The following is a 25468-nucleotide window of genomic DNA, read 5'->3' as shown; positions in this document are numbered from 1 at the left end:
TTTATAATTAGTAATCGATGAGATAAAAAAAATTAATTATTTTTTGAAACGAGATGCTACAACTAATTCTTTGCTGCCTGCCTCGTATTTATAAAAACCTTCGCCCGATTTAACGCCGAGGTATCCGGCAGTTACCATATTTACCAGCAGCGGACAAGGTGCATATTTTTGATTGCCGAATCCGTTGTATAATACATTGAGAATACTGAGGCAAACATCTAATCCAATAAAATCAGCTAATTGTAAAGGACCCATTGGATGTGCCATTCCGAGTTTCATTACGGTGTCAATTTCATTCACACCGGCAACGCCTTCGTATAATGAATAAATTGCTTCATTAATCATTGGCATCAAAATACGATTGGCAACAAATCCGGGATAATCATTTACTTCAACTGGCACTTTTTCGAGCGTGGTGCTCAAATCCATAATTGTTTTAGTTGTGATATCACTGGTTGCATAGCCGCGAATTACTTCAACCAATTTCATAACCGGTACCGGATTCATAAAATGCATACCGATTACTTTATCCGGACGCTTTGTTGCGGCAGCAATTTTTGTAATGGAAATGGATGAAGTGTTAGATGCTAAAATAGTATCAGTATTGCAAATTTGATCCAGTTCTGTAAATATTTTCAACTTAAGATCAATTCGTTCAGTAGCTGCTTCAACTACTAAATCAGCATTTGCTGAATAATCGAAAGAAGTATAAGTGCTTAAATTAGCTAAAGTGTTGTCTTTATCGGCAGCAGTTATTTTTTCTTTTGCCACCATTCGGTCCAGATTTCCGGATATTGTTTGGACTGCTTTCTGCAGCGCAGTTTCTGATACATCAACAAGGTTTACCTTAAAACCTTTCATTGCAAAAACGTGTGCTATACCATTGCCCATGGTTCCTGCACCTATTACCGTAATGTTTTTCATTGCACAAAATTTGCGCAATATTAATGTATAATTACCACCTTTTCCGCCGAAATCCGCTCAGAATGGGGGTTTTCAACATAAAGTTGATAAGTTCCTGCCGGAAGGCCTGTGGTTGAAATGTTAGTTTTTTCAGTTACAATCTTGGTTTCATAAACAATTTTACCTGTTAAATCAGCAATAATTAACCGGTTGCCAAAACAAATTTGATTCGCTTCAATAGTTAACTGACTATCAGCAGGGTTGGGGATAATTTGAATATAATTTGCATTAATATTTTGAATACTTCCAAATTCAGGACAATCTAAATTTACATCAAGTGGTGCATCAGGAATTGAATGGTTATAAATGCCAAAACAATATTCGCCTTTTAATAATTTTGTTAAATCAAATGTTCCGCGTTTGTCTATTGTACTACCAAATGTATTTATTTCTGCATACTCATACACCATCCATTCCTCATAAGGATCAATCCTGTATAATAAAACCAGACTGTCGTCACTGTTTGTAATAAATGCATTATCTAAATACCCGCCGCTTAAAGTTTCCTGTCCGTTAAAATTAAAATTTGCTTCGATATCATCACTATCTTCAAAATTATTAATTACCCGCCAGTAACGTTCTGTATTTACGTGTAATCCCGGATGTGGCGATTTAAAATTATCAGCCGCTACCCAATATTGTTCAACATATAAATAACGTGGTCCGCCTATGCTGTTTACATCAATGCTCATAAGGGCATTATTTAATGTTATATTTCCTGATGCTTCTGTAATAAACAATTCGTCAGATGTTACAGCATCATTTAATTTATTGCGATAATCGATAACTATATTATAATCAACTGCGTTACCACCCGGAACATCAAACATCATTGTTTCACCACTCATTACAATATTTATAGAATCTTTTATCTCGCCATCATCATTTATAAAAAATACGGATAGTGGTATTTGACTACCTAAATTTGTTGCATGCGATTTCTTTTGTTCAAGACAAATTGACTTTAGATCACTTTTCCCTGCTCCGATATCATCAAGTTCAAAAGCCAGTGAACCCGGTTGATATACCCAATCGTTAAAAAAATTAGTTAAATCGATACCACTGCAATCACTTAAATAATCACGTAAAATAGCTGCACTAATTGGTTGATATTTATGTGTATTTAAAAATGAAGTCACACAACTAAAAAATAATTCATCGCCCATATAACCGCGTAAAGTATGCACTACTGATGCACCTTTATTGTAAGTTGTTGCACCATAAGTATACGTTTCAGGTACTCCGGAAATTGCAAAATAATTATTGCCATCGCGTGCTGCAGCATAATGTAATACATCAACGGCATTTGCTTTTACAGCTTCCATGTATGCAATTTCTCCATACAATGCTTCTGTAAATAAATGTTCTGAAAAAACAGCCCAGCCTTCATTTAACCACATTTCCTGCGGTGTAGAGGTGGTAACTAAATCTCCCCACCAATGATGTGATAATTCATGTGCGTATAATTTTTCCCAGGTAATGGTGCCATTTACTGCAAATAGGGGATAGGCAATATTCATAGCATGTTCCATTGCGCCTCCACTAAATGGCACCACTGCGTATCCAACTCTATCCCAGGAATAAGCACCATATTTATTTTCAAATGCACTCAGGGCGCCATGTAAATTAATAAATGAGCCTGTGAGGTCGCTTAAATCTTCCGGTTTAACAGCAATTTCAATTGGTATGTCGCGTTCAATACCAACATAAGTATCGGTATAACTTGTGTAAGTAGAAACGGCAACTGAAGCAAGATAACTCGGAATGGACTGCGCACAATTCCATATCCATGTTTTTGTTCCATCACCATTATCAGTTTCACTTTCTAATAAACCACCACAATATGCTTTTTTATTTTCTTCTGTAGTGATGATATACTTAAATGTACTTCTTTCAATAAAATTATCGAAACACGGAAACCAGATGCGTCCAAAATTATGTGGGAGTGCATCAAAACCAACGCCTAACTGATACGCATAATCGCCACTCCAGTACCATCCACCCCAACTCAAATCTTTTTCTGGTTCGCCCTGATAATAAACGGTAATTTTAATTGAATCATCCGTATTTAATATTCCTGCAAACTGCACTTTTAATTGTTCACCTATATGCGAATAAATTAAATTGTTGCCATTATTATCAATAATTGAATCAACAGTGAGTCCGGTAAGGTCAAGGGGTATCATGCTGATATTGTCCACTTTCATTTTCAAATCCAGTTCTGCGCTGCCCGAAATAGTTTGATCGGCATAATTGGTTATGTCTAATTGTATGGTAAAATGACGAATGTCAATTGAGTCGCTGATGGTTGGTGTTGCACCAAATAATGTGCTGGTTGTAATTATAAAGGACAGCAAGAAAATATATCGCGTAAGGTGTTGCATATCAGAATTGTTAATTTTGCCTTGTTATGTTGGGTAAAATTAGGCAATTCTTTCTTATCGTTTTGTTAATATCTGCGGGAAAGCAGGTGTTTGCGCAGGTTGACGATTCGGCCGGAATTGGCGGTATTATTACCCTCGACTCATTTGTTATAACTGCTGTACAACAGGGTTTTAACGTAAACGACTTTGTTCGGTTTGTAGAAGAAGATACTACTTTTTATGAAGCTTTTCGCAATTTGCGGCGTATAGAATACCATAGTTCAGCAACTGTTCGGATGTTCGATGAGGAACATTTAAATACCGGAAGTTATTCTAACCGCACTTTCCAGCATCTTGAAAATAATTGCAGATGGATGGACTTCGATTTTGAAGTTAATACCGGTGATTTTTTTGATAAGCAGGATGATATGCATTATTATACAGCAAGAATGTTTGCCTATATTTTCATGTATAAGGATACCATTTGTAATAATCTGATTTTGGAGGATAATAATCAAAATACAGATTCAAAACTGGATGAAAGAAAAGAACAATTAAAGGTATTAATTTTTAATCCGGGACAACCCGTTGATAATATTCCGCTGATTAAAGATAAAATGGAAATTTTTAGTCCTGAAATGCGTGAGTTTTATGATTATTCCATCTCTCAGAAAAAATATACTACGGGTGTAGATTGTTATGTTTTTACCACCACCCGAAAACCCGAAACACAAAAGGGTGAAGATGTGGTAATTAATGAATTGGTAACCTGGTTTGATAAAAAAACGATGCAAATTGTAGCCCGTCATTATAGCTTAAGTTATTTTACTGCACTTTTTGATTTTGATGTGGTAATGGATGTAAAACTGGCCAACATCAATGGATATCAGGTTCCTGTTTCTATTCAATACAATGGGTTTTGGGATATTCCTGCCCGCAAACCTGAAATTGGCAGTGTGCAAATTAGTATCTGGTAATTTTAAGCTTGCCTGTAATAACATCTTGCCCCAAAAAAACATTTACTAAAGCAATTCCTGTTTACGGATTGACATTTATCACCGTTTTTGCTGACCTGAGTCATGCCACTCAGATTGATTTCTTGCGAAGTTTACCTCCGTTCAGGCAGTCCTGATTTTATTTCACAATAAATGTAATTCTATGTCAGCAATACTTGAAAAAAACCTAACCGGTACCGAACAAGTTACTACACATGAAGAACCTGTTCGCGATATTATGGACGGTAATGAAGCCGCCGCTACTATCGCCTATAAAACAAATGAAATTTGTGCTATTTATCCAATTACACCTTCATCAGCAATGGGTGAATGGGCAGATGAGTGGTCATCAAAAATGTTAACCAATATATTTGGGCAGGTTCCGAAAGTTATAGAAATGCAGAGTGAGGCAGGAGCAGCAGGAGCAATACATGGTGCATTAACCGGTGGGGCTTTATCTACAACTTTTACATGTTCACAAGGTTTGTTGTTGATGATTCCCAATATGTATAAAATTGCAGGAGAATTAACACCAACCGTTTTTCATATTGCCGCACGCGCGCTGGCAACACATGCCTTATCGATATTTGGTGATCACAGTGATGTAATGGCTTGCCGCTCAACCGGTTTTGCCATGTTGTTTGGTAATAATGCACAGGAGGCTATGGATATGGCATTAATTGCCCAGGCCGCTACATTAAAATCAAGAATTCCATTTTTAAATATATTTGATGGATTTCGTACATCACATGAATTAACTGAAGTAGAAATTATTCCCGATGATGTTATTCGCAAAATGATAAGTATTGATGATGTGATGGCGCATCGCAGCCGTTCATTAAATCCGGCTCATCCTTTTATAAAAGGTACTGCTCAAAATCCGGATGTATTTTTCCAAAGTCGCGAAGCTGCTAATAAATATTATTTAAATGTTCCTTTTGTAGTAGATCAAATGATGCAACAATTTGGAAAACTTACCGGAAGAAATTATAAATTATATGAATATTATGGTGCTGCAGATGCTGAAAAAGTTGTGATCATTATGGGCTCCGGCTCAGGCGCAGTGCACGAAGTAGTGGATTATTTAAATGCGCAGGGTGAAAAAACCGGTGTGCTGACTGTCAGATTATACCGCCCGTTTTTTATCAAATCATTTATTGCGGCAATGCCAAAATCGGTTAAAAAAATTGTGGTGTTAGACCGCTGTAAAGAACCCGGTGCAATTGGAGAACCATTATATTCAGATGTAATAAATGCATTTAATGAAGGCTGGGATTTACCGGCACCAAAAATAATTGGCGGACGATACGGACTCGCGTCAAAAGAATTTAATGCAGGCATGGTAAAAGCTGTTTTTGATGAATTAAATAAAGAGCAGCCTAAAAACCATTTCACAATTGGCATACATGATGATGTAACTAATACCAGTTTAGATTTTGACCCGCTGTTTTCATTGGAAAGTCAACATTATTTCCGCGGTTTGTTTTTTGGTTTAGGTGCAGATGGAACTGTGAGTGCAAATAAAAATTCCATTAAAATTATTGGCGATGTTACCGGCGATTATGTGCAGGGTTATTTTGTTTATGACTCAAAAAAATCAGGCAGTTTAACCGTATCGCATTTGCGCGCTGGTAAAGCACCGATACGGTCTACTTATTTAATTAATTCGGCAAACTTTATCGCATGTCATCATTTTAATTATCTGAAAAAATATGATGTATTAAAAGATGCTGAACACGGTGCAACATTTTTATTGAATGCACCATATGGTAAAGATGAGGTTTGGGAAAATCTGCCCGAAAAAATACAGGAAGAAATTATTGAAAAAGAATTAAAATTTTATGTAATAAATGCCACTGCAGTAGCAAAAGAAACCGGCATGGGTTCAAGAATAAATACCATTTTGCAAACTTGCTTTTTTGCCATCAGTAATGTTATGGATAAAGATGTTGCCATTGGTAAAATTAAATCGGCAATTTATGAATCCTACTACAAAAAAGGTGAGGCTGTTGTTGCGAAAAACTACGAGGCGGTAGATAAAACACTGGAAAATTTATATCTCATAGATTATCATGCGTATAAAAACGGAAACATGCAGATAGATGCACCTGTTCCTGATAATGCACCTGATTTTGTGAAATCTGTTTTAGCAAAAATAATTGCAGGCGATGGAGATAATTTACCGGTAAGTGCTTTTCCGATAGATGGTATTTATCCTTCAGGAACAACACAATTTGAAAAAAGAAATATAGCAGATAATGTACCTGTTTGGGATGCTGATTTATGTTCTCAATGTGGTAAATGTTTTATAATTTGTCCGCATGCTGCCATTCGTTGTAAAGTATATGAAAAAGATGTTTTACAGGATGCACCGTCTACATTTAAATTTGTTGAACCAATTGGGAAAGAATTTTATAAAGACCACGAAGCATATACTTTGCAAGTGAGTGTTGAAGATTGCACCGGATGTAATTTATGTGTTGAATATTGTCCTGTTGAAAGTAAAACTCAAGCCGGACATAAGGCAATTAATATGGTAGACAAGATGGAATTAGTTGAACCGGAACGCGAAAACTGGGATTTCTTTTTAACCATTCCTGATTTAGACCGCAGTCGTGCAAACAAAAACACCGTTAAGGGAACACAATTTTTACAACCTTTATTTGAATTTTCCGGAGCATGTGCAGGATGTGGTGAAACACCATATTTGAAATTACTCACTCAATTATTTGGTGACAGAATGCTTGTTGCAAATGCTACAGGATGTTCATCTATTTTTGGTGGTAATTTACCTACAACACCATGGTCGCAAAACCATGAAGGGGAGGGGCCTGCATGGGCGAATTCTTTATTTGAAGATAATGCAGAATTTGGTTTAGGAATAAAATTGGCAACTGATAAAAAACGCGAAATTGCACGACAATTATTGGCTGAAATGCGTGATGAAATTGGTGCAGAATTAACTGATGCCATTTTAATGGAACATACTACTGATGAAATCAATATCCAAAATCAAAAAAATAATGTTGTGGCCTTGCGGAAAAAATTGCGCGAATTGCCACAAATGCAGGCGAAAATTTTAATGCAGCTTGCCGATTTTCTGGTTGAAAAATCAGTATGGATTATTGGTGGAGATGGATGGGCTTATGATATCGGATTCAGCGGATTAGATCACGTATTATCAACAGGTGAAAATGTAAATATTTTTGTTTTGGATACAGAAGTTTATTCAAATACTGGCGGACAAAAATCTAAAGCATCACCATTGGGAGCAAGTGCAAAATTTTCTATTGACGGAAAACGCACCGGAAAAAAAGACCTTGCATTGCAAGCAATTGCACATGGTAAAGCTTATGTTGCACAAATTGCGATGGGTGCAAACGATATGCATACTATAAAAACAATTCAGGAAGCTGAAGCCTATCCCGGACCTTCAATTATTATAGCTTACAGCCATTGTATTGCACACGGATATGATATGTGCCATGGTAATGAGCAACAAAAAAATGCTGTTAATTCCGGCTACTGGCCTTTGTTCAGATATAATCCGCTAAAAGCAAAAGGAGAACGTTTTTCACTTGATTCAAAAGCGCCTGTTTTACCGCTTTCTGAATTTATGTATCACGAAAACAGATTTAATCTGATAAAAGCAAAAGATGCAGCCCTTGCAGAAAATTTCCTGCATGAAGCAGAACATGATATTCTGGATAAATACGACAGATTAAATTTATTGAAAGGACTATAAATAAAAATGCTGTTTTGGCATGCAACCAAAACAGCATTTTTTATACAAAATCGTTATTAATAACTAATTAATATTCTTCCATTTCATTTGGAAAATCATTGGTTTTAACATCGGTGATATATTGACCAACACCTTTTTTTATTTCATCGTATAAATTCAGGTAGCGACGTAAAAATCGGGGTTTAAATTCTTTAGTGATACCCAACATGTCGTGCATTACTAATACCTGACCATCTACCTTACCACCGGCACCAATGCCAATAACCGGAATTTGTAATTGTTTGGCTACTTTTTCGCCCAAACTTGCTGGAATTTTTTCCAGCACAATGGAAAAACAGCCTAATTGTTGCAATAAATCGGCGTCTTCACATAATTTGGTTGCTTCCAGTTCTTCAGTTGCTCTAACGGTATATGTTCCGAATTTGTATATCGATTGCGGAGTAAGTCCCAGGTGGCCCATTACCGGTATACCTGCGCTTAAAATACGTTCAACAGATTCTTTTACTTCGCGACCACCTTCCAGTTTAACGGCATGTGCACCTGATTCTTTCATGATACGAATGGTAGAGTCCAATGCCACTTTAGAGTTTCCCTGATAAGAGCCAAAAGGAAGATCAACCACAACAAGGCAACGTTCAATAGCACGAACAACACTCGAAGCATGATATATCATCTGATCCAAAGTAATGGGTAGGGTAGTTTCATGCCCGGCCATAACGTTTGATGCGCTGTCGCCCACTAAAATTACATCTACCCCTGCATCATCCAGAATTTTTGCCATGGAATAATCGTAGGCTGTTAACATCGAAATTTTAACTCCATGTTCCTTCATTTCCTGCAAGGTATGCACCGTTACACGTTTAACTTTGCCGAAATCGGGCGTTGCTGCTGACATATACTATCGCTTTTGTTCGGGCGAAAGTTAGTGTTTATTTTTGGATTGGGATGGGAAAAAGCCTTCCACTGCAAATTGGTGTGTTTTTTGCTTAATTTGTAGATAAACCGTTGTAAAGCATTGGTTATCAATTATATATGTATTTATTTTTTAACGATTTCTTTTACGTTGTTTGATAGTTCAATGGTCGAAATACACTTTAAAACTTTTTATAATTGTTCCCTATTCGCCTGAATTAGCGGTACCTTTGCACCGTTTTTAAAACACCTCTAAATATGAACAAACTATCCTTGTTTTCTATCCTTACCATCACCATTTTATTGGTAGTTGCAGGTTGCGGAAAAGAGAAAAAACAACGCGAATTCGCACAAAACACGATTGTATATGATACTAGTTTGCCGAGTAATGAAGCAATGGCTAAATATTTAGCTGATTGTAACAGTACTTATTTTAAAAACCCGAAAAATCGTTTTGCAAGTACTACACGTGCAACAGATTACGAAAAAGCAACTCCACCAAAAGATTCGAAAAAATATGTAGAATGGAAAAAAGCAATAGCTGATGAATGGTTATTTGCGGGTGATACTGAAAAATCGATTGCAGCATACGATGAAGCAATAAAAAAGGCAGATGAAGCAAAAATCGGTGGTGATTTATTAAAAGATATTAAATACATGAAAGCAGTTGCCTATATGCGTTTAGGTGAACAAAAAAATTGTGTGGCACTGCACACTTCAGAATCATGTATTTTACCCATTCAAAAAGGTGGTTGGTATCAAATTACTGATCCTACAAAAGTAGCAGTTGATTTATGGCTGGAAATCTTAAAAGATAATCCAGATGATTTAACGTCCATGTTTTTATTAAATGTGGCTTATATGAATTTAGGTCAATATCCTGATGGTGTTCCTGCGCAATATAGAATTAATCCCGAAGAATTTAAATCAACTTATGATGTTGGTAAATTTAAAAATATAGCTGGTGAATTGGGTCTTGATTTTATTACTAAATCGGGTGGTGTATGTGTTGAAGATTTTAATAATGATGGCAATTTAGATATCATCGCTTCAGGTTGGTTTTTAGATGAACAGGTAAAGGTCATGTTTAATAATGGAGATGGCACATTTAAAGATGTTACTGAGGCATCAACATTAAAAGGTATTACAGGCGGATTGGATATGAAATGCGCCGATTATAATAACGATGGCTGGATGGATGTCTTGATTCCGCGTGGTGCATGGTGGAACGATTTTGGAAAATTACCTGCATCATTATTACGTAACAATGGTGATGGCACATTTACCGACGTAACATATGAAACCGGTTTAATGGAACATCTTTATCCGACTCAGGCATCTGTGTTTGCAGATTTTAATAACGATGGTTGGTTAGATATTTATTTCGGCAATGAAACGCGTCGCGATACTGAAAAATATCCTTGTGAATTATTTATCAGTGATGGAAAAGGTAAATTTATAAATGCAGGAAAAGATTCAGGAGCAGGTATTTTATGTTTTGCAAAAGGTGTTGCGGCTGCAGATTATAATAATGATGGTTACATGGATATCTGCATCTCAAGTCAGGGAACAGAAAACTTTTTATTACGCAACGATACCGGAAAAAATGGCGGAAAAATTAAATTCACCGATGTAACAAAAGAAGCCGGTGTCGGTATGCCAATTAAGAGTTTCCCTGTTGCATTTTTAGATTATAATAATGATGGTTGGGAAGATTTAACCATAATGACTTATGATGCAGAAAATTGTGATTACGATAATGCAGCAGAATATTTTAATAAACCGGTTAAAGGTGAATATTCAGTATTATATCGCAATAATGGTGATGGCACATTTACGGATGTTACTAAAGAGATGCATATGGATGTTGCCATGACAGTAATGGGTTTAAGTTTTGGTGATATTGATAACGATGGTTGGTTAGATATTTATTCCGGAACCGGAACACCAAACTATACTTCACTTGTTCCTAAAAGAATGTTTAGAAATAATGAAGGCAAATCTTATCAGGATGTTACCCATTCAGGAGGCTTCGGGCATTTACAAAAAGGTCACGGAATTGGTTTTGGTGATGTAGACAATGATGGTGACCAGGATGTATATGAAGATATGGGTGGTGGTTATGAAGGTGATGGATTTCAGGGTGCTTTTTATGAAAATCCGGGTAATACCGGTAATAACTGGGTATCCATTCAACTTGTTGGTGTTAAGGCAAACCGTTGTGCAATGGGCTCGAAAGTAAAAATAACCGTTGAAAATGCCGATAAAACTACCCGTGATATTTATCTGGTAGTAAGCAATGGCGGTAGTTTTGGTGTAAACAGTAATCGCCTGGAAACAGGTATTGGTAAAGCGGTTGCAATTAAACAGATTGAAATTACCTGGCAAGGGCCAAATACAAAACAAATCATCACCAATGTGCCAATAAACGCCTTTGTAAAAATTACTGAAGGTCAGGATGCTGTTGAAGTTGAGGGCTTCAAAGCGTTCAAATTTGCAGCTATGCCGATGGATACCATGATGATGCATCATAATCACCCGATGTAATCAATTAACAAAATATTTAAAAACCACTTAAGAAAGTTTTAATCGTTTCAAACTAAAAAATAGCTTAAAACCGCATTTAATTGCGGAATTTTGCAACTTCAATCAGAAAAAATGAACAAGAAAACCAAAAGGATTTTATTAATCGGTGGCGTAATTATCGCTGTTTTAGGCGTTGGTTCTTATGCCATGAAAGGTAAAATCATGGGCCTCGTAAAAGGCCGTGACAACAAACGTGTAGCAGCACAGCAGTCTGCCGACATCAAAGAAGTTGCCTGGACTTCAAAAGAAACCGGTAACAAAGCGATGACAGACTACCTGCATCAGGTTTATGATGTAGTTAACAAACCGGGCTTACGTTTTATGAACACTGCAATTGCAGAAAGTTTATTAGCCCTTCCAATTCCTGAAGATGCAAGCGGAAAATATCAATGGTATTTTGATGTTTGTAATCAGTTGTTGAATTGTGGACGTGTAAACGATGCAATTACAAAAATAGATGAGTTTGAAAAATCACCCCAATTTAAGAAATTGACTGACGCACAATTCGGCGGTTGGTATTATACAAAAGGGTTAGTGTATTTACGTTTTGGCGAAGTAGAAAACTGTATTGGTTTACACAACGCTGAATCTTGTATTTGGCCACTTTCTAAGGCTGCTCAAAGTCAGAAAAAAGATGGTCCTACCATGGCAGTTCAGGCATATACTGATTGTTTGAAATATGAACCTGAAAATTTATCGGCAATGTGGTTGATGAATATCGCTTACATGCAATTAGGTACTTATCCTGAATCAGTTCCGACACAATGGTTGGTTCCACCTGCAGCTTTAAAATCGGAATATGATGTTCCACGTTTTAAAAACGTTGCTATCGATTTAGGTGTAGATAATCCTAACATGTGTGGTGGTGTTATTTGTGATGACTTTAATAATGATAACCTTATCGATATTTTCACTTGCGGTTGGGGATTAAAAGAAAGAAGTTTCCTTTTATTAAATAAAGGCGATGGTACATTTGATGATATTTCTGAAAAAGCAGGTTTAAGTGAATATCCGGGTGGATTAATGATTCAGCAAACCGATTACAATAATGATGGTAATTTAGATGTTTGGGTTTCTCGTGGTGCATGGTACAGCAACTTTGGTATTTTACCAAGTTCATTATTACGTAACAATGGTGATTCAACATTTACAGATGTAACTCGTGAGGTTGGTATTTGGACAACAAGACCTTCACAGGCTGCAACTTGGGCCGATTTTAATAATGATGGTTGGTTAGATTTATATATTGGTAACGAGGCTTCTCGTAAAGGTGATAAAATTAACGACTGCCAATTATGGATTAATGAAAAAGGTAAATTCCGTGAAATTGCTAAAGAAGCAGGTATCAATGTGAATTCATTTGTAAAAGGTGTTACTTCAGGTGACTATGATAATGATGGCGATGCTGACGTTTATATTTCTGCAAATGGTTTCAAAAATTATTTATTCCGCAACGATACCAAAAAAGGCAGCGCAAAAATTACATTTACAAACGTAACTAAAGAAGCCGGTGTTCAAGGTCCTGAATCAAGTTTCCCTTGCTGGTTCTTCGATTTTGATAACGATGGCTGGTTAGATATTATGAACTTTAGTTATAGCGCTAATATTTCTGATAATGATATTCCTGCAGAATATTTTGGTAAACCAACTCAAAGTGATAAAACTGCATTATATCGCAATAATCACGATGGAACATTTACCAATATTGCAGATAAAACAGGATTGGCAAGCCGTACATTCTTAGTAATGGGCTCCAGTTATGGCGATTTTGATATGGATGGCTGGATCGACTTCTACGTTGGAACAGGTAAGCCTGATATGCGCTCATTAACTCCAAACCGTATGTTGCGTAACGATGGTGGTAAATACTACCAGGAAGTATCTACAGCAGCAGGTGTAGGCGTATTACAAAAAGGCCACGAAATTTCATTTGCCGATTTAAATAATGATGGTTACCCTGAAATATTTGCTCAAATGGGTGGTGCTTATGAAGCTTCAGGATTTTATGATTGTTTATTCGAAAATCCAGCATCTTTTGGTAATAACTGGATTTCAATTGACCTTGAAGGAACAAAAACAAACAGATGTGCACGTGGTGCCCGTTTAAAAATTACAACAATTGAAAACGGTAAAGAACGTTACATTTATGAATGGGTTACTCAAGGTTCTAGTTTTGGTGCTAACAGCTTACGCCAGGAAATTGGTCTTGGAAAAGCAACCGCAATCAAAAAAATCGAAATTACCTGGCCTACCAGTGGAATTGTAACAGTATTAAACGATGTTCAAATGAACCAGTTTATTGCAGTTACTGAGGGTAAAGAAGGGTTTACGCCAATCGCATTGGTTCCTTTCGTTTTCCAAAGTACTCCTGAAAAATCATTCACACACAAAATGATGATGACAATGGGTGAAGGTGGAAATGACCGCTACATGAATATGCAGCATAATCATTAATACTTGCTTTCAAAATAATAAACCGGGTTGCTTAAAACAACCCGGTTTTTTTATGCCTGCCATATTCCTGTTATTTTTTTGTAAGCTGTTTGTCATTTGTTAATTTTACTAAGTTACCAATGCATTGTAACATTACTTTTGACATATGTTCAATAAAACACTTACATGGGTTTTGGGCTTTTGCATTTTTGCAACGGCATTTTATTCATGTGATAATACATTAGAAATTAATGGTGATTACACAGAAAAAGTAGTAGTGTTTGGATTATTGGATTATGGTGTTGATACCAACTTTATCCGCATCGAAAAAACTTTTCTGGAACCAAATACTAATGCCTATATTTTGGCAACCGATGCTGATGAAATATTTTATGATTACAACGATTTACATGTTTATCTTGAAGAATGGTTAAACGGAGCATTTATTAAAACCATTAGTATAGATTATGTTGATGGTGATTCCCTTGGCATCGAAAAAGAAGAAGGTGTATTTGCTACATCCAAAAATATATTATATCGTATAACAACTAAGCTGGATAGTATGGCTGCCTATAAGTTATTTATCATAAATAATAATACCGGCGATACCATTACATCTCAAACCAATTTAGTGCAAAGTTTTTATTTGTATTATCCAACCATCTCCAATACCTATATCAGTTTTGCAGATACCGGAAAAATAACTTACACCTGTAAGCAGGCTGTAAACGGCATCATGTATGAGTTGTGGATGGATTTTAATTATTACGAAAAAAATATTTACACCGGAGATTCTATTTTAAAAACATTAAACTGGCAAATATTTAATGAGAAAGTAGGAGATAATACCGACGGTTTCAGCAACATCAGTTATTCGTTACCCAGACATTCATTTTACAGTTTTTTAGTCAGCGCAATTCCGGAAGATGAAAATGTAATTCGAACTGCCGTTGGTGTTAATTACCATTGGTATGCTGGAGGAACTGAGCTTTACGATTTGTATTTAAATATGCTTGCCAACGTAGGATTAAATCAGGATTATATTTCACCGGAATATACAAACATACAGGGCGGTATCGGGATGTTTTCTTCGCGCCACGGACAGCATGCTACCGATATTAAATTATATGATTCCACACTCGACTCAATTGCATGTGGTTCCATAACAGGCAACCTACGATTTGTTTCAAGCAAAACCAATCCCGCTTATCCGGGTTGTGCTTTTTAAAATAAGAATATTTATTTAATCACAATATGGAAATCCAAATGTACTTCCATCAGGCGCAAAATTTAATCCGTTAGTAACACTACTGCAGGCAATAGAATCTCTGGTTTGAATTGCCAGCGGATAAATATGACCTTCTTTGTGGTAGCGGCTGGATAAAATTCCTAATCCGCCAACAACATTGGTATATGCCTCAGTAATTTGCCCTTCAGTGATGCCTAACGTAGCAGCATTGTATTCGAAATAAGTGAAGAGTTCTAATCCGCCACCATCAATAAAAAATTGCACTGAATCGGCGATACGAATAAAACTGAAATCATCTACAGGATCAAATTCTGTTTTAATAAAATTATAAAATGTTTCACCCGGAACATCATAGGTAATGGTAAGATTTCCATCCGTGCTTTCAGCCTCAACGTTGCGTTCTACAACCCAATCTTTGTAACCTGAAAATGTATAATGAATACTGTCGCCTTCCGGATAATAAATACCTTCACGGTAGTGAAAACGCATGGTGATATCATAAATTTTTGCGTCCTGTGCCGATTTCCATCTTAATTGAAACACATTTTGCGGCGATAATGAAACTGCAAATGGGAACACGCTTTCATCGTCGGGGCGGGTAATAGCAAAACTATCGATAACGTTGGTAGTTGCTTCAATAATTTTCCCGGTTTCGGTATTTTCTGCAACCAATTTATAATAATGCGTATAATCTAAATCAGCTACAAAACGATATAGAATATTTGGAGATGAAGCAAAAATGCCATCTTGTTTTGGCATGCCTAAAGTATCGCCGTCAACACGCTCAAGTATATAAGTATTTACCAGTGCGCCATTATATTCTTCAATACGCACTTGCAATTCATCACCATAATATATAGAATTTGGGTCGGCAGCAAGCGTAAGTCCGTCCACTTCATCACTTAAATAAGCGCGGTTAATTCTAATATATTGTGTATCTACTGAAGCATCCAATAACCCATATACAACGGGTGTTTCAATAAAATCAGCATTCAGATCGAAATCGGTTGAGCAACTATTTGTAAATGCAGCAATTGTTATCCCTGCCGCCACCAGCCATTTATTCATAGGGTGCAAAGATAAGTTTTTTGGTCATCGGATTGTAAGCCGATTGTAAAGTTTAACCTTAAAGGATGTTAATACACAAACTGCAAATTTGTTAGGGAAGGGGTCAAAAACAGGACAAAATTCATGTTCCCGGGCAAAAAACTGACTATCTGTCTGACAGTGTGTCATAAATTTCGTGATGGTATAATCATTGACTTGTGGAGTTGATTAAAAACTCGTAAAAAAACAATCTTTATACAATGGGAAAAATCATAGGTATAGACTTAGGAACAACAAATAGCTGCGTTTCAGTGATGGAAGGTAACGAACCTGTTGTTATTCCAAACGACGAAGGACGCCGCACGACGCCTTCTATCGTAGCATTTTTAGACAATGGTGAGCGCAAGGTAGGTGATTCAGCCAAACGTCAGGCGATTACCAATCCGCGCAAAACAATCAGTTCTATCAAACGCTTTATGGGTCACCGTTACAGCGAAGTGAGCAAAGAACTTGAAATGGTGAGTTATGAAGTTACACGTGGCGATAATGACACTGCCCGTGTTAAAATTGCAGATCGTTTGTATACACCGCAGGAAATTTCTGCCATGGTGTTGCAAAAAATGAAAAAAACGGCTGAAGATTACCTCGGAACAGAAGTTACTGAAGCTGTTATTACTGTTCCTGCATATTTTAATGACTCACAACGTCAGGCAACAAAAGAAGCCGGCGAAATTGCAGGTTTAAAAGTAAAACGAATTATCAACGAACCTACGGCTGCGGCTTTAGCCTACGGTATGGATAAACGTCATAAAGACATGAAAATTGCCGTTTTTGACTTAGGTGGCGGTACTTTTGATGTGTCTATTCTTGAATTAGGTGACGGCGTTTTTGAAGTTAAATCAACCAATGGCGATACGCATTTAGGTGGTGACGACTTTGATAAAAAAATAATGGACTGGTTGGCAGATGAATTCAAAAAAGAAGAACCAACCATCGATTTACGCAAAGATCCAATGGCTTTACAACGTTTAAAGGAAGCTTCAGAAAAAGCAAAAGTGGAATTATCTGCTTCTATGGAAACTGAAGTGAATTTACCATATATCACAGCTATAGATGGCGTGCCTAAGCACCTTGTTAAAAAAATCAGTCGCGCAAAATTTGAGCAATTAACTGACGATTTAATTCAACGTACACTGCGTCCTTGTGAAGCTGCTTTAAAAGATGCGGGATATAGCAAAAATGAAATCGACGAAATTATTTTAGTTGGTGGTTCAACACGTATTCCGAAAATTCAGGAAGTTGTTGAACAATATTTCGGAAAAAAACCTAACCGTAGTGTAAACCCTGATGAAGTTGTTGCCGTTGGTGCTGCAATTCAGGGTGGTGTATTAACAGGTGAAGTAAAAGATGTACTCTTACTCGATGTTACACCTTTATCGTTAGGTATTGAAACTTATGGTGGTGTGTTTACGAAATTAATAGAATCAAACACAACGATTCCTACAAAAAAAAGTGAAGTGTTTTCAACTGCTGCTGATAATCAGCCTTCTGTAGAAATTCATATTTTACAAGGTGAACGTTCATTATCTAAAGATAACCGCACAATCGGTCGTTTTATTTTAGATGGCATTCCACCTGCAAGAAGAGGAACACCTCAAATTGAAGTAATTTTTGATATCGATGCGAACGGTATTTTACATGTTACGGCAAAAGATAAAGGAACAGGTAAAGAACAAAGTATTCGTATTGAAGCTTCAACAGGATTAAGCGACGATGAAATTAAACGTATGCGCGATGAAGCAAAAGCAAACGAAGAAACCGACAGAGTGGCTAAAGAAAAAATCGAAAAACTCAATCGTGCAGATGGTATGATTTTCGAAACTGAAAAACAATTAGCTGAGTTTGGAGATAAATTAAGTGACGCAACTAAACAGCCAATTCAGGATGCATTGAATGAATTGCGTGAAGCGCATAAAGCACAGGATGCAACTGCATGTGATGCCGCAATCGAAAAACTGAACGCAGCATGGAACAACGCAAGTCAGGAAATGTATGCAGCACAACAGGCACAACCAAACACCGGCGCTGCCGATAATACTGATCAAACTACCGAAAATGCAAGCAAAACAGATGATGTTGAGTTTGAGGAAGTAAAGTAATTTTAGATCAATAATTAATTCGAAAACCCGTTGAGTGATCAGCGGGTTTTTTTTTGATGTATTTCTGAGATGGGATTTGGATTATTCTTGTGGATGTCGTGGGAGAAAGGAACGCTGAACCCGGCAAGCGGGTCGCTGATTTGTTTAGATTGAAGCTGATTTTTTGTTGTGTGTTGAAAAGGAACACGGGTTGAACGGATTGAACAGGAAATGGACGGATTTTTTTGGGGATGGATGGGCCGCTAAAGCGGAAAGGGATGGGAACGGATTTTTTGGAGGGAACGCAGAACCCGGCTAGCGGGTCGCTGATTTTGGTGATTTAGGCTGATTTTTTTTATATGATGTAGGATGATACTCGCTGATTTTTTGTCGGATGTGTTTGAAAAGGAACACAGGTTGAACAGGTTTAACGGATATTGGACGGATTTTTTGTGGATGGTGTTTGAAAAAGGAACGCTGAACCCGACAAGCGGGTCGCTGATTTTTTTTTGGGGGGGGGGGGGGTCCTTGGTTGTTTGGGGGGGGGGGGGGGGGGGCCCCCCCCCCCCCGGGGGGCCCCGGTTGGGCCGGGTTTCCGGGTTTTTGTCGTTTTTTTTTTTGATAAGGAACGCGCCGACAGCGCTGATTTGTTTAGATTGAAGCTGATTTTTTTAGGATGTATTTGGATGATACCCGCTAGCGGGACGCTGATTAATTTTGTGGTTGGTTGGGATTTAGTGCGTTGTGGGGTGGTTATTGTTATATTAATTTTTGGTTTAAAATTTAGTTTATTCAAATTATTTTCACCCGTAATAAAATCAATTTAAAAAAAACAAAAATTCACAACCACCCTTTGCGCGCTTAAAAACATTATACAGACACGTCCACCTTTGCGCCCTTTGCCCTTTGCGTCTTAGCGCGAAAAAAACATCCAACAAATACCTCCTTCAAAAAAAACACCCACCCTTTGCGCGCTTAAAACATTAAACAGACACATGCACCCTTAGCGACCTTTGCCCTTTGCGTCTTAGCGCGAAAAAAAATCCACCAAAAAATACATCCTTCAAAAAAACACCCACCCTTTGCGCGCTTAAAACATTTTACAGACACATACACCCATAGCGACCTTTGCCCTTTGCGTCTTAGCGCGAAAAAAAAACAACCAAAAAATAAATCATACAAATAAACACATCGCGAGCAACACAATTAATGCACCTGCGCACCAATCATCCTGTCAAACACCCAAATATTATGATGGTCGCGCGGCGCGCCTTTGAATATTTCGTCTGCAATAAATTCATTCGTGTCAGCTCCGAAATGGTAGGTAACGATATTCGAAAAATTTTCTCTCCATAAAGAAGAAATCAGGTTTGTTCCCTGCCACTCCAACTTACCTGTGAAAAATAATTTTACTCTTCTTGCTTCACCATCAGGTTTCATCTTGAATTTTATCTTATTCTGTTTTTCACCAAATAAATGATACCGCGTAAGCTTAACAACATCCTCACGCTGTTCGATAATAAATATACTACCGGTAAACCCATCTGAAACATCTTCCAGTTTACTTTTTTCCAAATTTAAAATCCATGTGCCCGAATAATCAGGATGTTGCGCTTGGGTAGAAGATTGACCTAAAAGAATACTGATAATTATAATCAGCGGTTTGAGCAATTTTTGCATAATTACAAAACGAAATTTTAAAAATATATTATACGTCATCCAACACTAATATACTACTAAAAAAAAGCAGCCCAATACGGACTGCTTTCAAAATATGTAATATAAATGCCGACAATAGTTACATTAAATCGTATCTGTCGTTGTTCATTACTTTTACCCATGCTGCAACAAAATCGTTAACAAATTTTGCTTGAGCATCGCCGGTGGCATACACTTCGGCAAGTGCACGCAATTCAGAGTTTGAACCAAAAATAAGGTCAACCTGAGTTGCTTTCCATTTTACACCGCCAACTTTTCTGTCGTGTCCGTCAAACAAATCTTTCGTTTCATTTGTCGGTACCCAAGCAGTATTCATATCCAGCAAATTAATAAAATAATCGTTGCTTAATACACCGGGGCGATTGGTAAATACACCATTTGAAGAATTATCAAAATTTGTATTCAGCACACGCATACCACCTAACAAAACAGTCATTTCAGGTGCAGTTAGTTTTAATAATTGTGCTTTATCAATTAATAATTCTGATTGCGTAATAGCATATCGTTTTCTTAAATAATTTCTGAATCCGTCGGCTGCAGGTTCTAATACTGCAAATGATTCAACATCTGTTTGTTCTTGTGAAGCATCCATTCTTCCCGGAGTAAATGTTACTTCAATCGGATTTCCGGCATCACTTGCAGCTTTTTCAACAGCAGCACAACCGGCAAGAACAATTAAATCTGCCATTGATATTTTTTTACCGTTTGTTTGAGCAGCATTAAATTCTTTTTGAATATTTTCTAATGCAGTTAACACACGATTTAATTGCGCAGGATTATTTACTTCCCAATCTTTTTGTGGAGCCAGACGAATGCGCGCACCGTTTGCACCACCACGTTTATCAGAACCACGGAAAGTTGATGCCGAAGCCCATGCAGTAGATACTAATTGTGCAACAGATAAGCCTGTATTTAATATTTTAGATTTTAATATAGTGATATCATCCGCATCTACCAATACATGATTTAATTCCGGAATTGGATCCTGCCATATTAATACTTCTGCGGGAACATCACTACCCAAATATCTCGAACGAGGTCCCATATCGCGATGCGTAAGTTTAAACCATGCACGAGCAAAAGCATCAGCAAACTCTAATGGATATTCATGAAAACGACGTGAAATTTTTTCGTAAACAGGATCAACACGCAAAGCTAAATCTGTTGTTAGCATGGTAGGTACATGTTTTTTGCTACCATCAAATGCATCAGGCATAACAGCATCTGCATTTTTAGCAATCCATTGATGTGCACCTGCCGGACTTTTAGATAATTCCCATTCAAATTTGAATAAATTATCAAAGAAATAATAACTCCATTTTGCCGGTGTTTGTGTCCAGATTACTTCTAAACCACTGGTAATTGTATCACCTGCTTTACCAGTTCCAAAACTATTTTTCCATCCAAAGCCCATTTCTTCAATGCCTGCAGCTTCAGGTTCCGCGCCTACATGTGTAGATACTGCGGCGCCATGTGTTTTACCGAATGTATGTCCGCCTGCAATTAATGCAACTGTTTCTTCATCATTCATTGCCATGCGCGCAAATGTTTCACGAATATCTTTTGCTGCAGCAAGTGGGTCGGGATTGCCATTAGGACCTTCCGGATTTACATAAATTAATCCCATTTGCACAGCAGCTAAAGGATTATCCAAATCTCTTTCTCCTGAATATCTTTTATCCGCTTCCAGCCATTTTGTTTCTGAACCCCAATACACATCTTCTTCCGGTTCCCAAACATCAGGACGACCACCCGCAAATCCAAACGTTTTAAAACCCATTGATTCCAACGCAACGTTTCCGGTTAAAACCATTAAATCTGCCCAAGAAATTTTCTGACCATATTTTTGTTTTATCGGCCATAACAAACGACGTGCTTTGTCGAGGTTTACGTTATCAGGCCAGCTATTTAATGGCGCAAAACGTTGTTGTCCGCTTCCTGCACCTCCGCGACCATCACCTGTACGGTAGGTTCCTGCACTATGCCAAGCCATGCGGATAAATAATGGTCCATAATGACCAAAATCTGCCGGCCACCAATCTTGTGAATCGGTCATTAAATGATGTAAATCTTTTTTTAGTGCTTCTAAATCCAGACTTTTAAATTCTTTCGCATAATTAAATTCGCTGCCTAAAGGATTTGACAAATTTCCATTTTGACGCAGGATATTTAATTTTAACTGATTTGGCCACCAGTCGCGATTTTTTGTGCCGCTGGTTCCTACACTGTGTTTTTGCATTGCACCTGTAAAAGGGCATTTGCCGCCGTTGTTTGAGTTATCTTCCATTTTTAATTTGTATTTATCAATGTTAAGTTGCGATTAATTGAATTTATTTTTTTTTGAAACCACTTTTCGCGATTTAGTAATACTTGTTTTTCTTGCCGTTTTAAACTTCCCTACAATTTGTAATTTAATATCATCAATTTCAAAACCAAGGATACGACGTTTTTTGAAATAATTAGTAAGAAGGTGATTTAAATCATCATCGAAAAAATCCTGAATTTTGTCCGTTTCAACACAGTATAAATGATGATGTGTTTCCATAATCGGGTCATACCGCATGGCATCTTTATCGGTTTTAACACGCTTTAGCAATTCGTGTTCTGCTAAGGCATCTAAAACCTTGTAAACCGTTGCTGTTGCTATGTTAGGATGATTTTTTCTGAGGTGCGCGATAATGTTTTCTGCAGTGGGATGGTTATTTAAGCGATAAATTGCTTCAAGAACCAGGATACGCTGTGGGGTCACTTTTAATCCTTTTTCACTTAACTGATGCCTGATGTGTTCTGTAGTCATAGTAAATGATTATTAAATGAGAATAATTCTCGTTTAGAGGTAAGCAAAATTAAACTGTTTTAGTTCAATCGTGTAGCTGTTAATGTTTTTTGGGGGAGAGATGCAATCTTTCTTTAACCGGAAATACTTGTAATTTAGATAAAACACCTACTGTATTGCAGCTTTACGTTGTTGGTTAGAAGTGCATAAAAAATTAAAGGGTAAACAATTTAATTTGTGAGGATGCTGTTTTGAGATTTAAAATTGTTTTGGCTTTTTCCCTTCACCTGCTAACATAGCAATTTCATTGAATTCGCTGTTGTCGGGTTTCCGGTCTTTTTGCTAAAACAAGCCATTGTAGCATTCCTTTTTTACTCGTTTTACTTTGGCTTTCAAAAAAGGCCTTGCTGCCTTTTATTTTGCGGAACGCTTTTTCCAAATCAATGGGAATTTCTAATGCTTCAACTGAGTCTAAAATTGACCACATCCCGTTTTTTTTGGCAATTTCAATACAGGCTAAACCGGAAGGATGCATTTTGCCTGATGCAATCAATTGTTCCACTTTTTCTTTATTTACTTTCGACCAGGTGCTGCTTGCTTTTCGTTTACTGAAAAACTGTTTAAATTTTTCTTCATCAATCGGGTGTTTAATACTGTCTATCCATCCGAAACACAATGCTTCATCTACAGCATCGCTCCACGATATGGTTGATACGCCTGAGTTGCGTTTATATTGCACCAGCCATACACCATCTTTTTTATTATAATTTTTCTCCAACCATTTACGCCATTGGCTTTTATTGGCTGCATAAAATAATTCCGTATCGATCGCGGGCATGTTTTTGTTTAATTAAATGGTAATAGTTTTACTTAAAAAGTTGAGTCGAGTTCAACATGATTATCTTGCAATAAAAAAAATATGGCGTTTAAAAATACTTATAAATTACAATGAATTTGAACACTTAAAACTTAGCCTTTACCTTTACAAAAGTAAAACCTTAAAATTATGTCAAACTTCAATATTCGTGTTATACAATTCCAAAGTGTTGATTACGACAAGGAGGTTGCATTACGTTATGCCGTTTTAAGAAAACCACTACGGTTACAATTTACTGCTGAACAATTAGCCGCGGAGGGTGATTTTTTGCATTTGGGTTATTTTGAAGGCGACAATTTACTGGCCTGTTTAATACTTGCACCCGAAGCAAACGGCAAAATTAAAATGAAACAGGTTGCAGTTGCAGCCGATATGCAGGGAAAAGGTTACGGCGCTCAATTAGTTAAAGGTGCTGAAGCATTGGCTGCAGAAAAAGGATTTACCTTAATGTATTGTCATGCAAGAGATACTGCAGTGCCTTTTTACGAAAAATTAGGTTATAGCAGAGTGGGTGAAATGTTTGAAGAAGTAACCATTCCGCATTGGGAAATGGAAAAGCACATTTAATCCGTTTTTTTACCCTTTTTATTGATATTCATATCATAAACCTCCCAATCGATAAGATCGGTGATATTAAGGAGTTCCAACTTTGAATTATCTGCAAGGGCTAAAGGGCTAATTTCTATTAAAGGGATGGGCTCAATCGGCAAATCATGTGGAAACAAAATTTCTTTGGCTGCAAGATTAGGGGAGGGGATTACCTCAACTTTCACCTTTGCGAGTCCGCTGCTGATAAAATTTAACTGACCGGCAGCCTTTTCAGTTAGGTCAATTGTGCGTTTATTCCACTGGGGCATCCGGTCGTTAATGCGGACAATTACCACAGAATCGTTGCTTAAATTGGTCACTTTTACCCAAGTGCCCAATGGGAGCGACTTATGGGCAGCAGTCAGTTTTTCCTGGCTATATACTTCGCCGTTAGCCGTTTTCCTACCTACGAATTTGTCGTGATAGAAGCTGGCAGTGCCGGTTTCAGTCTTGCCGGCCTGGCCAAAACCAGTATTGCAAATGAAAGCGAAACACAGTGTAAATAGAATATAAAGCGCTGTAAATCTCCTCATGCTAAGATGAAAATTAGTTCAAACACCCAATATACCCAAATTTTGGGCCAGGATGTTTTCCACATAGCAGGGAAACGTTGGGTCAGATCACATTAAACTTGCGATTGACCTTACCGGCATTGGTATCGAAAATGATCACATACATACCAGGGTGAACAGCTCCGTTGAGGTCGATATAGGTTGAATCAGGTCTGCCACTCAGGTTTTCCAATTCAACAATTTGCCCCATAGAATTGTAAACAGTATAGCTGTAATAATCAACACCAATAGTAGTAACAGTTAAAACCGCATTTGCAGCTTGCAAAGGGTTTGGTGCGATTGTTAAACTCTGGCCTAACCCCAATTTTGCCTGAACCTGCTCGTTAACAGGCTGCTTTGACTTATTACCATTTGATGTTACAACAGTTTGAGCCGACACGGTAAAAGATATACCAACGGCTACGAGTGCAAAGAGTAAATGTTTGAGCATGTTTAAGTTATGGCTGTGAATTGAATCGTTAAGCAAATGTATATTAATTTTTTACTTATTACAAAGTTCAATTGT

16 protein-coding genes and 1 pseudogene are annotated in these 25468 nt (G+C 37.2%); 7 read left to right on the top strand and 10 right to left on the bottom strand.

All coding sequences use genetic code 11. From position 1 onward, the window contains the following. Nucleotides 1-36: 36 nt before the first annotated feature. Nucleotides 37-924, bottom strand: a complete 888-nt coding sequence (locus IPI65_00555) for a 3-hydroxybutyryl-CoA dehydrogenase (protein ID MBK7440051.1) — start codon at nucleotides 922-924, stop codon at nucleotides 37-39. Nucleotides 925-944: 20 nt separating this feature from the next. Further along, a complete protein-coding gene (locus IPI65_00550) occupies nucleotides 945-3347 on the bottom strand; it encodes a T9SS type A sorting domain-containing protein (GenBank protein MBK7440050.1) in 2403 nt (800 codons plus the stop codon). A gap of 26 nt (nucleotides 3348-3373) precedes the next feature. Between IPI65_00550 and IPI65_00545 the strand changes: the two genes are divergently transcribed. Then, nucleotides 3374-4303 (top strand): hypothetical protein, encoded by a 930-nt coding sequence (locus IPI65_00545; protein MBK7440049.1) that lies wholly within the window; start codon nucleotides 3374-3376, stop codon nucleotides 4301-4303. 181 nt (nucleotides 4304-4484) lie between these two features. Next, the gene (gene nifJ, locus IPI65_00540) at nucleotides 4485-8066 is read left to right on the top strand and encodes a pyruvate:ferredoxin (flavodoxin) oxidoreductase (protein MBK7440048.1); all 3582 of its coding nucleotides are present in this window, start codon (nucleotides 4485-4487) and stop codon (nucleotides 8064-8066) included. A gap of 67 nt (nucleotides 8067-8133) precedes the next feature. On the opposite strand, the gene panB is transcribed toward nifJ, so the two are convergent. After that, entirely contained in the window at nucleotides 8134-8961 is an 828-nt protein-coding gene (gene panB / locus IPI65_00535) for a 3-methyl-2-oxobutanoate hydroxymethyltransferase (GenBank protein ID MBK7440047.1), read from the bottom strand. A 275-nt stretch (nucleotides 8962-9236) separates the two neighbouring features. Between panB and IPI65_00530 the strand changes: the two genes are divergently transcribed. From IPI65_00530 to IPI65_00520, 3 genes are all read left to right on the top strand, one after another. After that, nucleotides 9237-11525 (top strand): CRTAC1 family protein, encoded by a 2289-nt coding sequence (locus IPI65_00530; protein MBK7440046.1) that lies wholly within the window; start codon nucleotides 9237-9239, stop codon nucleotides 11523-11525. A gap of 111 nt (nucleotides 11526-11636) precedes the next feature. Continuing rightward, nucleotides 11637-14018, top strand: a complete 2382-nt coding sequence (locus IPI65_00525; protein ID MBK7440045.1) for a CRTAC1 family protein — start codon at nucleotides 11637-11639, stop codon at nucleotides 14016-14018. Between the two features lie 145 nt (nucleotides 14019-14163). After that, nucleotides 14164-15225 (top strand): hypothetical protein, encoded by a 1062-nt coding sequence (locus tag IPI65_00520; GenBank protein MBK7440044.1) that lies wholly within the window; start codon nucleotides 14164-14166, stop codon nucleotides 15223-15225. A 15-nt stretch (nucleotides 15226-15240) separates the two neighbouring features. Here the strand turns inward: IPI65_00520 and IPI65_00515 are convergent, their stop codons facing one another. Further along, nucleotides 15241-16314 (bottom strand): hypothetical protein, encoded by a 1074-nt coding sequence (locus tag IPI65_00515; protein MBK7440043.1) that lies wholly within the window; start codon nucleotides 16312-16314, stop codon nucleotides 15241-15243. A 239-nt stretch (nucleotides 16315-16553) separates the two neighbouring features. Between IPI65_00515 and dnaK the strand changes: the two genes are divergently transcribed. Further along, nucleotides 16554-18452 carry a molecular chaperone DnaK gene (gene dnaK / locus IPI65_00510; protein ID MBK7440042.1) on the top strand — a complete coding sequence of 633 codons (1899 nt, stop codon included), beginning with the start codon at nucleotides 16554-16556 and terminating at the stop codon, nucleotides 18450-18452. A gap of 1185 nt (nucleotides 18453-19637) precedes the next feature. Here the strand turns inward: dnaK and IPI65_00505 are convergent. The 4 genes and pseudogenes from IPI65_00505 to IPI65_00490 all read right to left on the bottom strand — a co-directional run bounded on the left by IPI65_00505 (nucleotide 19638) and on the right by IPI65_00490 (nucleotide 23764). Then, on the bottom strand, nucleotides 19638-20111 hold the full coding sequence (locus IPI65_00505) for a hypothetical protein (protein ID MBK7440041.1): 474 nt from the start codon (nucleotides 20109-20111) through the stop codon (nucleotides 19638-19640). Nucleotides 20112-20229: 118 nt separating this feature from the next. Continuing rightward, nucleotides 20230-22437: a catalase/peroxidase HPI gene (gene katG, locus IPI65_00500; GenBank protein ID MBK7440040.1), complete on the bottom strand. Its 2208-nt coding sequence runs from the start codon at nucleotides 22435-22437 to the stop codon at nucleotides 20230-20232. 33 nt (nucleotides 22438-22470) lie between these two features. Beyond that, nucleotides 22471-22947 (bottom strand): transcriptional repressor, encoded by a 477-nt coding sequence (locus IPI65_00495; protein MBK7440039.1) that lies wholly within the window; start codon nucleotides 22945-22947, stop codon nucleotides 22471-22473. Between the two features lie 237 nt (nucleotides 22948-23184). Beyond that, a pseudogene (locus IPI65_00490) lies at nucleotides 23185-23764 on the bottom strand (YdeI/OmpD-associated family protein). A gap of 168 nt (nucleotides 23765-23932) precedes the next feature. On the opposite strand from IPI65_00490, the gene IPI65_00485 reads away from it, so the two are divergent. After that, the gene (locus tag IPI65_00485) at nucleotides 23933-24370 is read left to right on the top strand and encodes a GNAT family N-acetyltransferase (protein ID MBK7440038.1); all 438 of its coding nucleotides are present in this window, start codon (nucleotides 23933-23935) and stop codon (nucleotides 24368-24370) included. Here the strand turns inward: IPI65_00485 and IPI65_00480 are convergent. Beyond that, nucleotides 24367-24924, bottom strand: a complete 558-nt coding sequence (locus IPI65_00480) for a septal ring lytic transglycosylase RlpA family protein (protein MBK7440037.1) — start codon at nucleotides 24922-24924, stop codon at nucleotides 24367-24369. The genes IPI65_00485 and IPI65_00480 overlap by 4 nt on opposite strands. A gap of 82 nt (nucleotides 24925-25006) precedes the next feature. Continuing rightward, nucleotides 25007-25393 carry a T9SS type A sorting domain-containing protein gene (locus IPI65_00475; GenBank protein ID MBK7440036.1) on the bottom strand — a complete coding sequence of 129 codons (387 nt, stop codon included), beginning with the start codon at nucleotides 25391-25393 and terminating at the stop codon, nucleotides 25007-25009. Nucleotides 25394-25468: the final 75 nt, after the last annotated feature.

It is taken from the genome of Bacteroidota bacterium (assembly GCA_016706255.1).
Classification (GTDB): Bacteria; Bacteroidota; Bacteroidia; order Chitinophagales; family BACL12; genus UBA7236.
This window is presented reverse-complemented; position numbering and strand designations above follow the sequence as displayed.

Excerpts from the sequence above, each read along its gene's own strand:
- IPI65_00555 (MBK7440051.1), bottom strand. The coding sequence starts at position 924 with ATGAAAAACATTACGGTAATAGGTGCAGGAACCATGGGCAATGGTATA.
- IPI65_00550 (MBK7440050.1), bottom strand. The coding sequence starts at position 3,347 with ATGCAACACCTTACGCGATATATTTTCTTGCTGTCCTTTATAATTACA.
- IPI65_00545 (MBK7440049.1), top strand. The coding sequence starts at position 3,374 with ATGTTGGGTAAAATTAGGCAATTCTTTCTTATCGTTTTGTTAATATCT.
- nifJ (MBK7440048.1), top strand. The coding sequence starts at position 4,485 with ATGTCAGCAATACTTGAAAAAAACCTAACCGGTACCGAACAAGTTACT.
- panB (MBK7440047.1), bottom strand. The coding sequence starts at position 8,961 with ATGTCAGCAGCAACGCCCGATTTCGGCAAAGTTAAACGTGTAACGGTG.
- IPI65_00530 (MBK7440046.1), top strand. The coding sequence starts at position 9,237 with ATGAACAAACTATCCTTGTTTTCTATCCTTACCATCACCATTTTATTG.
- IPI65_00525 (MBK7440045.1), top strand. The coding sequence starts at position 11,637 with ATGAACAAGAAAACCAAAAGGATTTTATTAATCGGTGGCGTAATTATC.
- IPI65_00520 (MBK7440044.1), top strand. The coding sequence starts at position 14,164 with ATGTTCAATAAAACACTTACATGGGTTTTGGGCTTTTGCATTTTTGCA.
- IPI65_00515 (MBK7440043.1), bottom strand. The coding sequence starts at position 16,314 with ATGAATAAATGGCTGGTGGCGGCAGGGATAACAATTGCTGCATTTACA.
- dnaK (MBK7440042.1), top strand. The coding sequence starts at position 16,554 with ATGGGAAAAATCATAGGTATAGACTTAGGAACAACAAATAGCTGCGTT.
- IPI65_00505 (MBK7440041.1), bottom strand. The coding sequence starts at position 20,111 with ATGCAAAAATTGCTCAAACCGCTGATTATAATTATCAGTATTCTTTTA.
- katG (MBK7440040.1), bottom strand. The coding sequence starts at position 22,437 with ATGGAAGATAACTCAAACAACGGCGGCAAATGCCCTTTTACAGGTGCA.
- IPI65_00495 (MBK7440039.1), bottom strand. The coding sequence starts at position 22,947 with ATGACTACAGAACACATCAGGCATCAGTTAAGTGAAAAAGGATTAAAA.
- IPI65_00485 (MBK7440038.1), top strand. The coding sequence starts at position 23,933 with ATGTCAAACTTCAATATTCGTGTTATACAATTCCAAAGTGTTGATTAC.
- IPI65_00480 (MBK7440037.1), bottom strand. The coding sequence starts at position 24,924 with ATGAGGAGATTTACAGCGCTTTATATTCTATTTACACTGTGTTTCGCT.
- IPI65_00475 (MBK7440036.1), bottom strand. The coding sequence starts at position 25,393 with ATGCTCAAACATTTACTCTTTGCACTCGTAGCCGTTGGTATATCTTTT.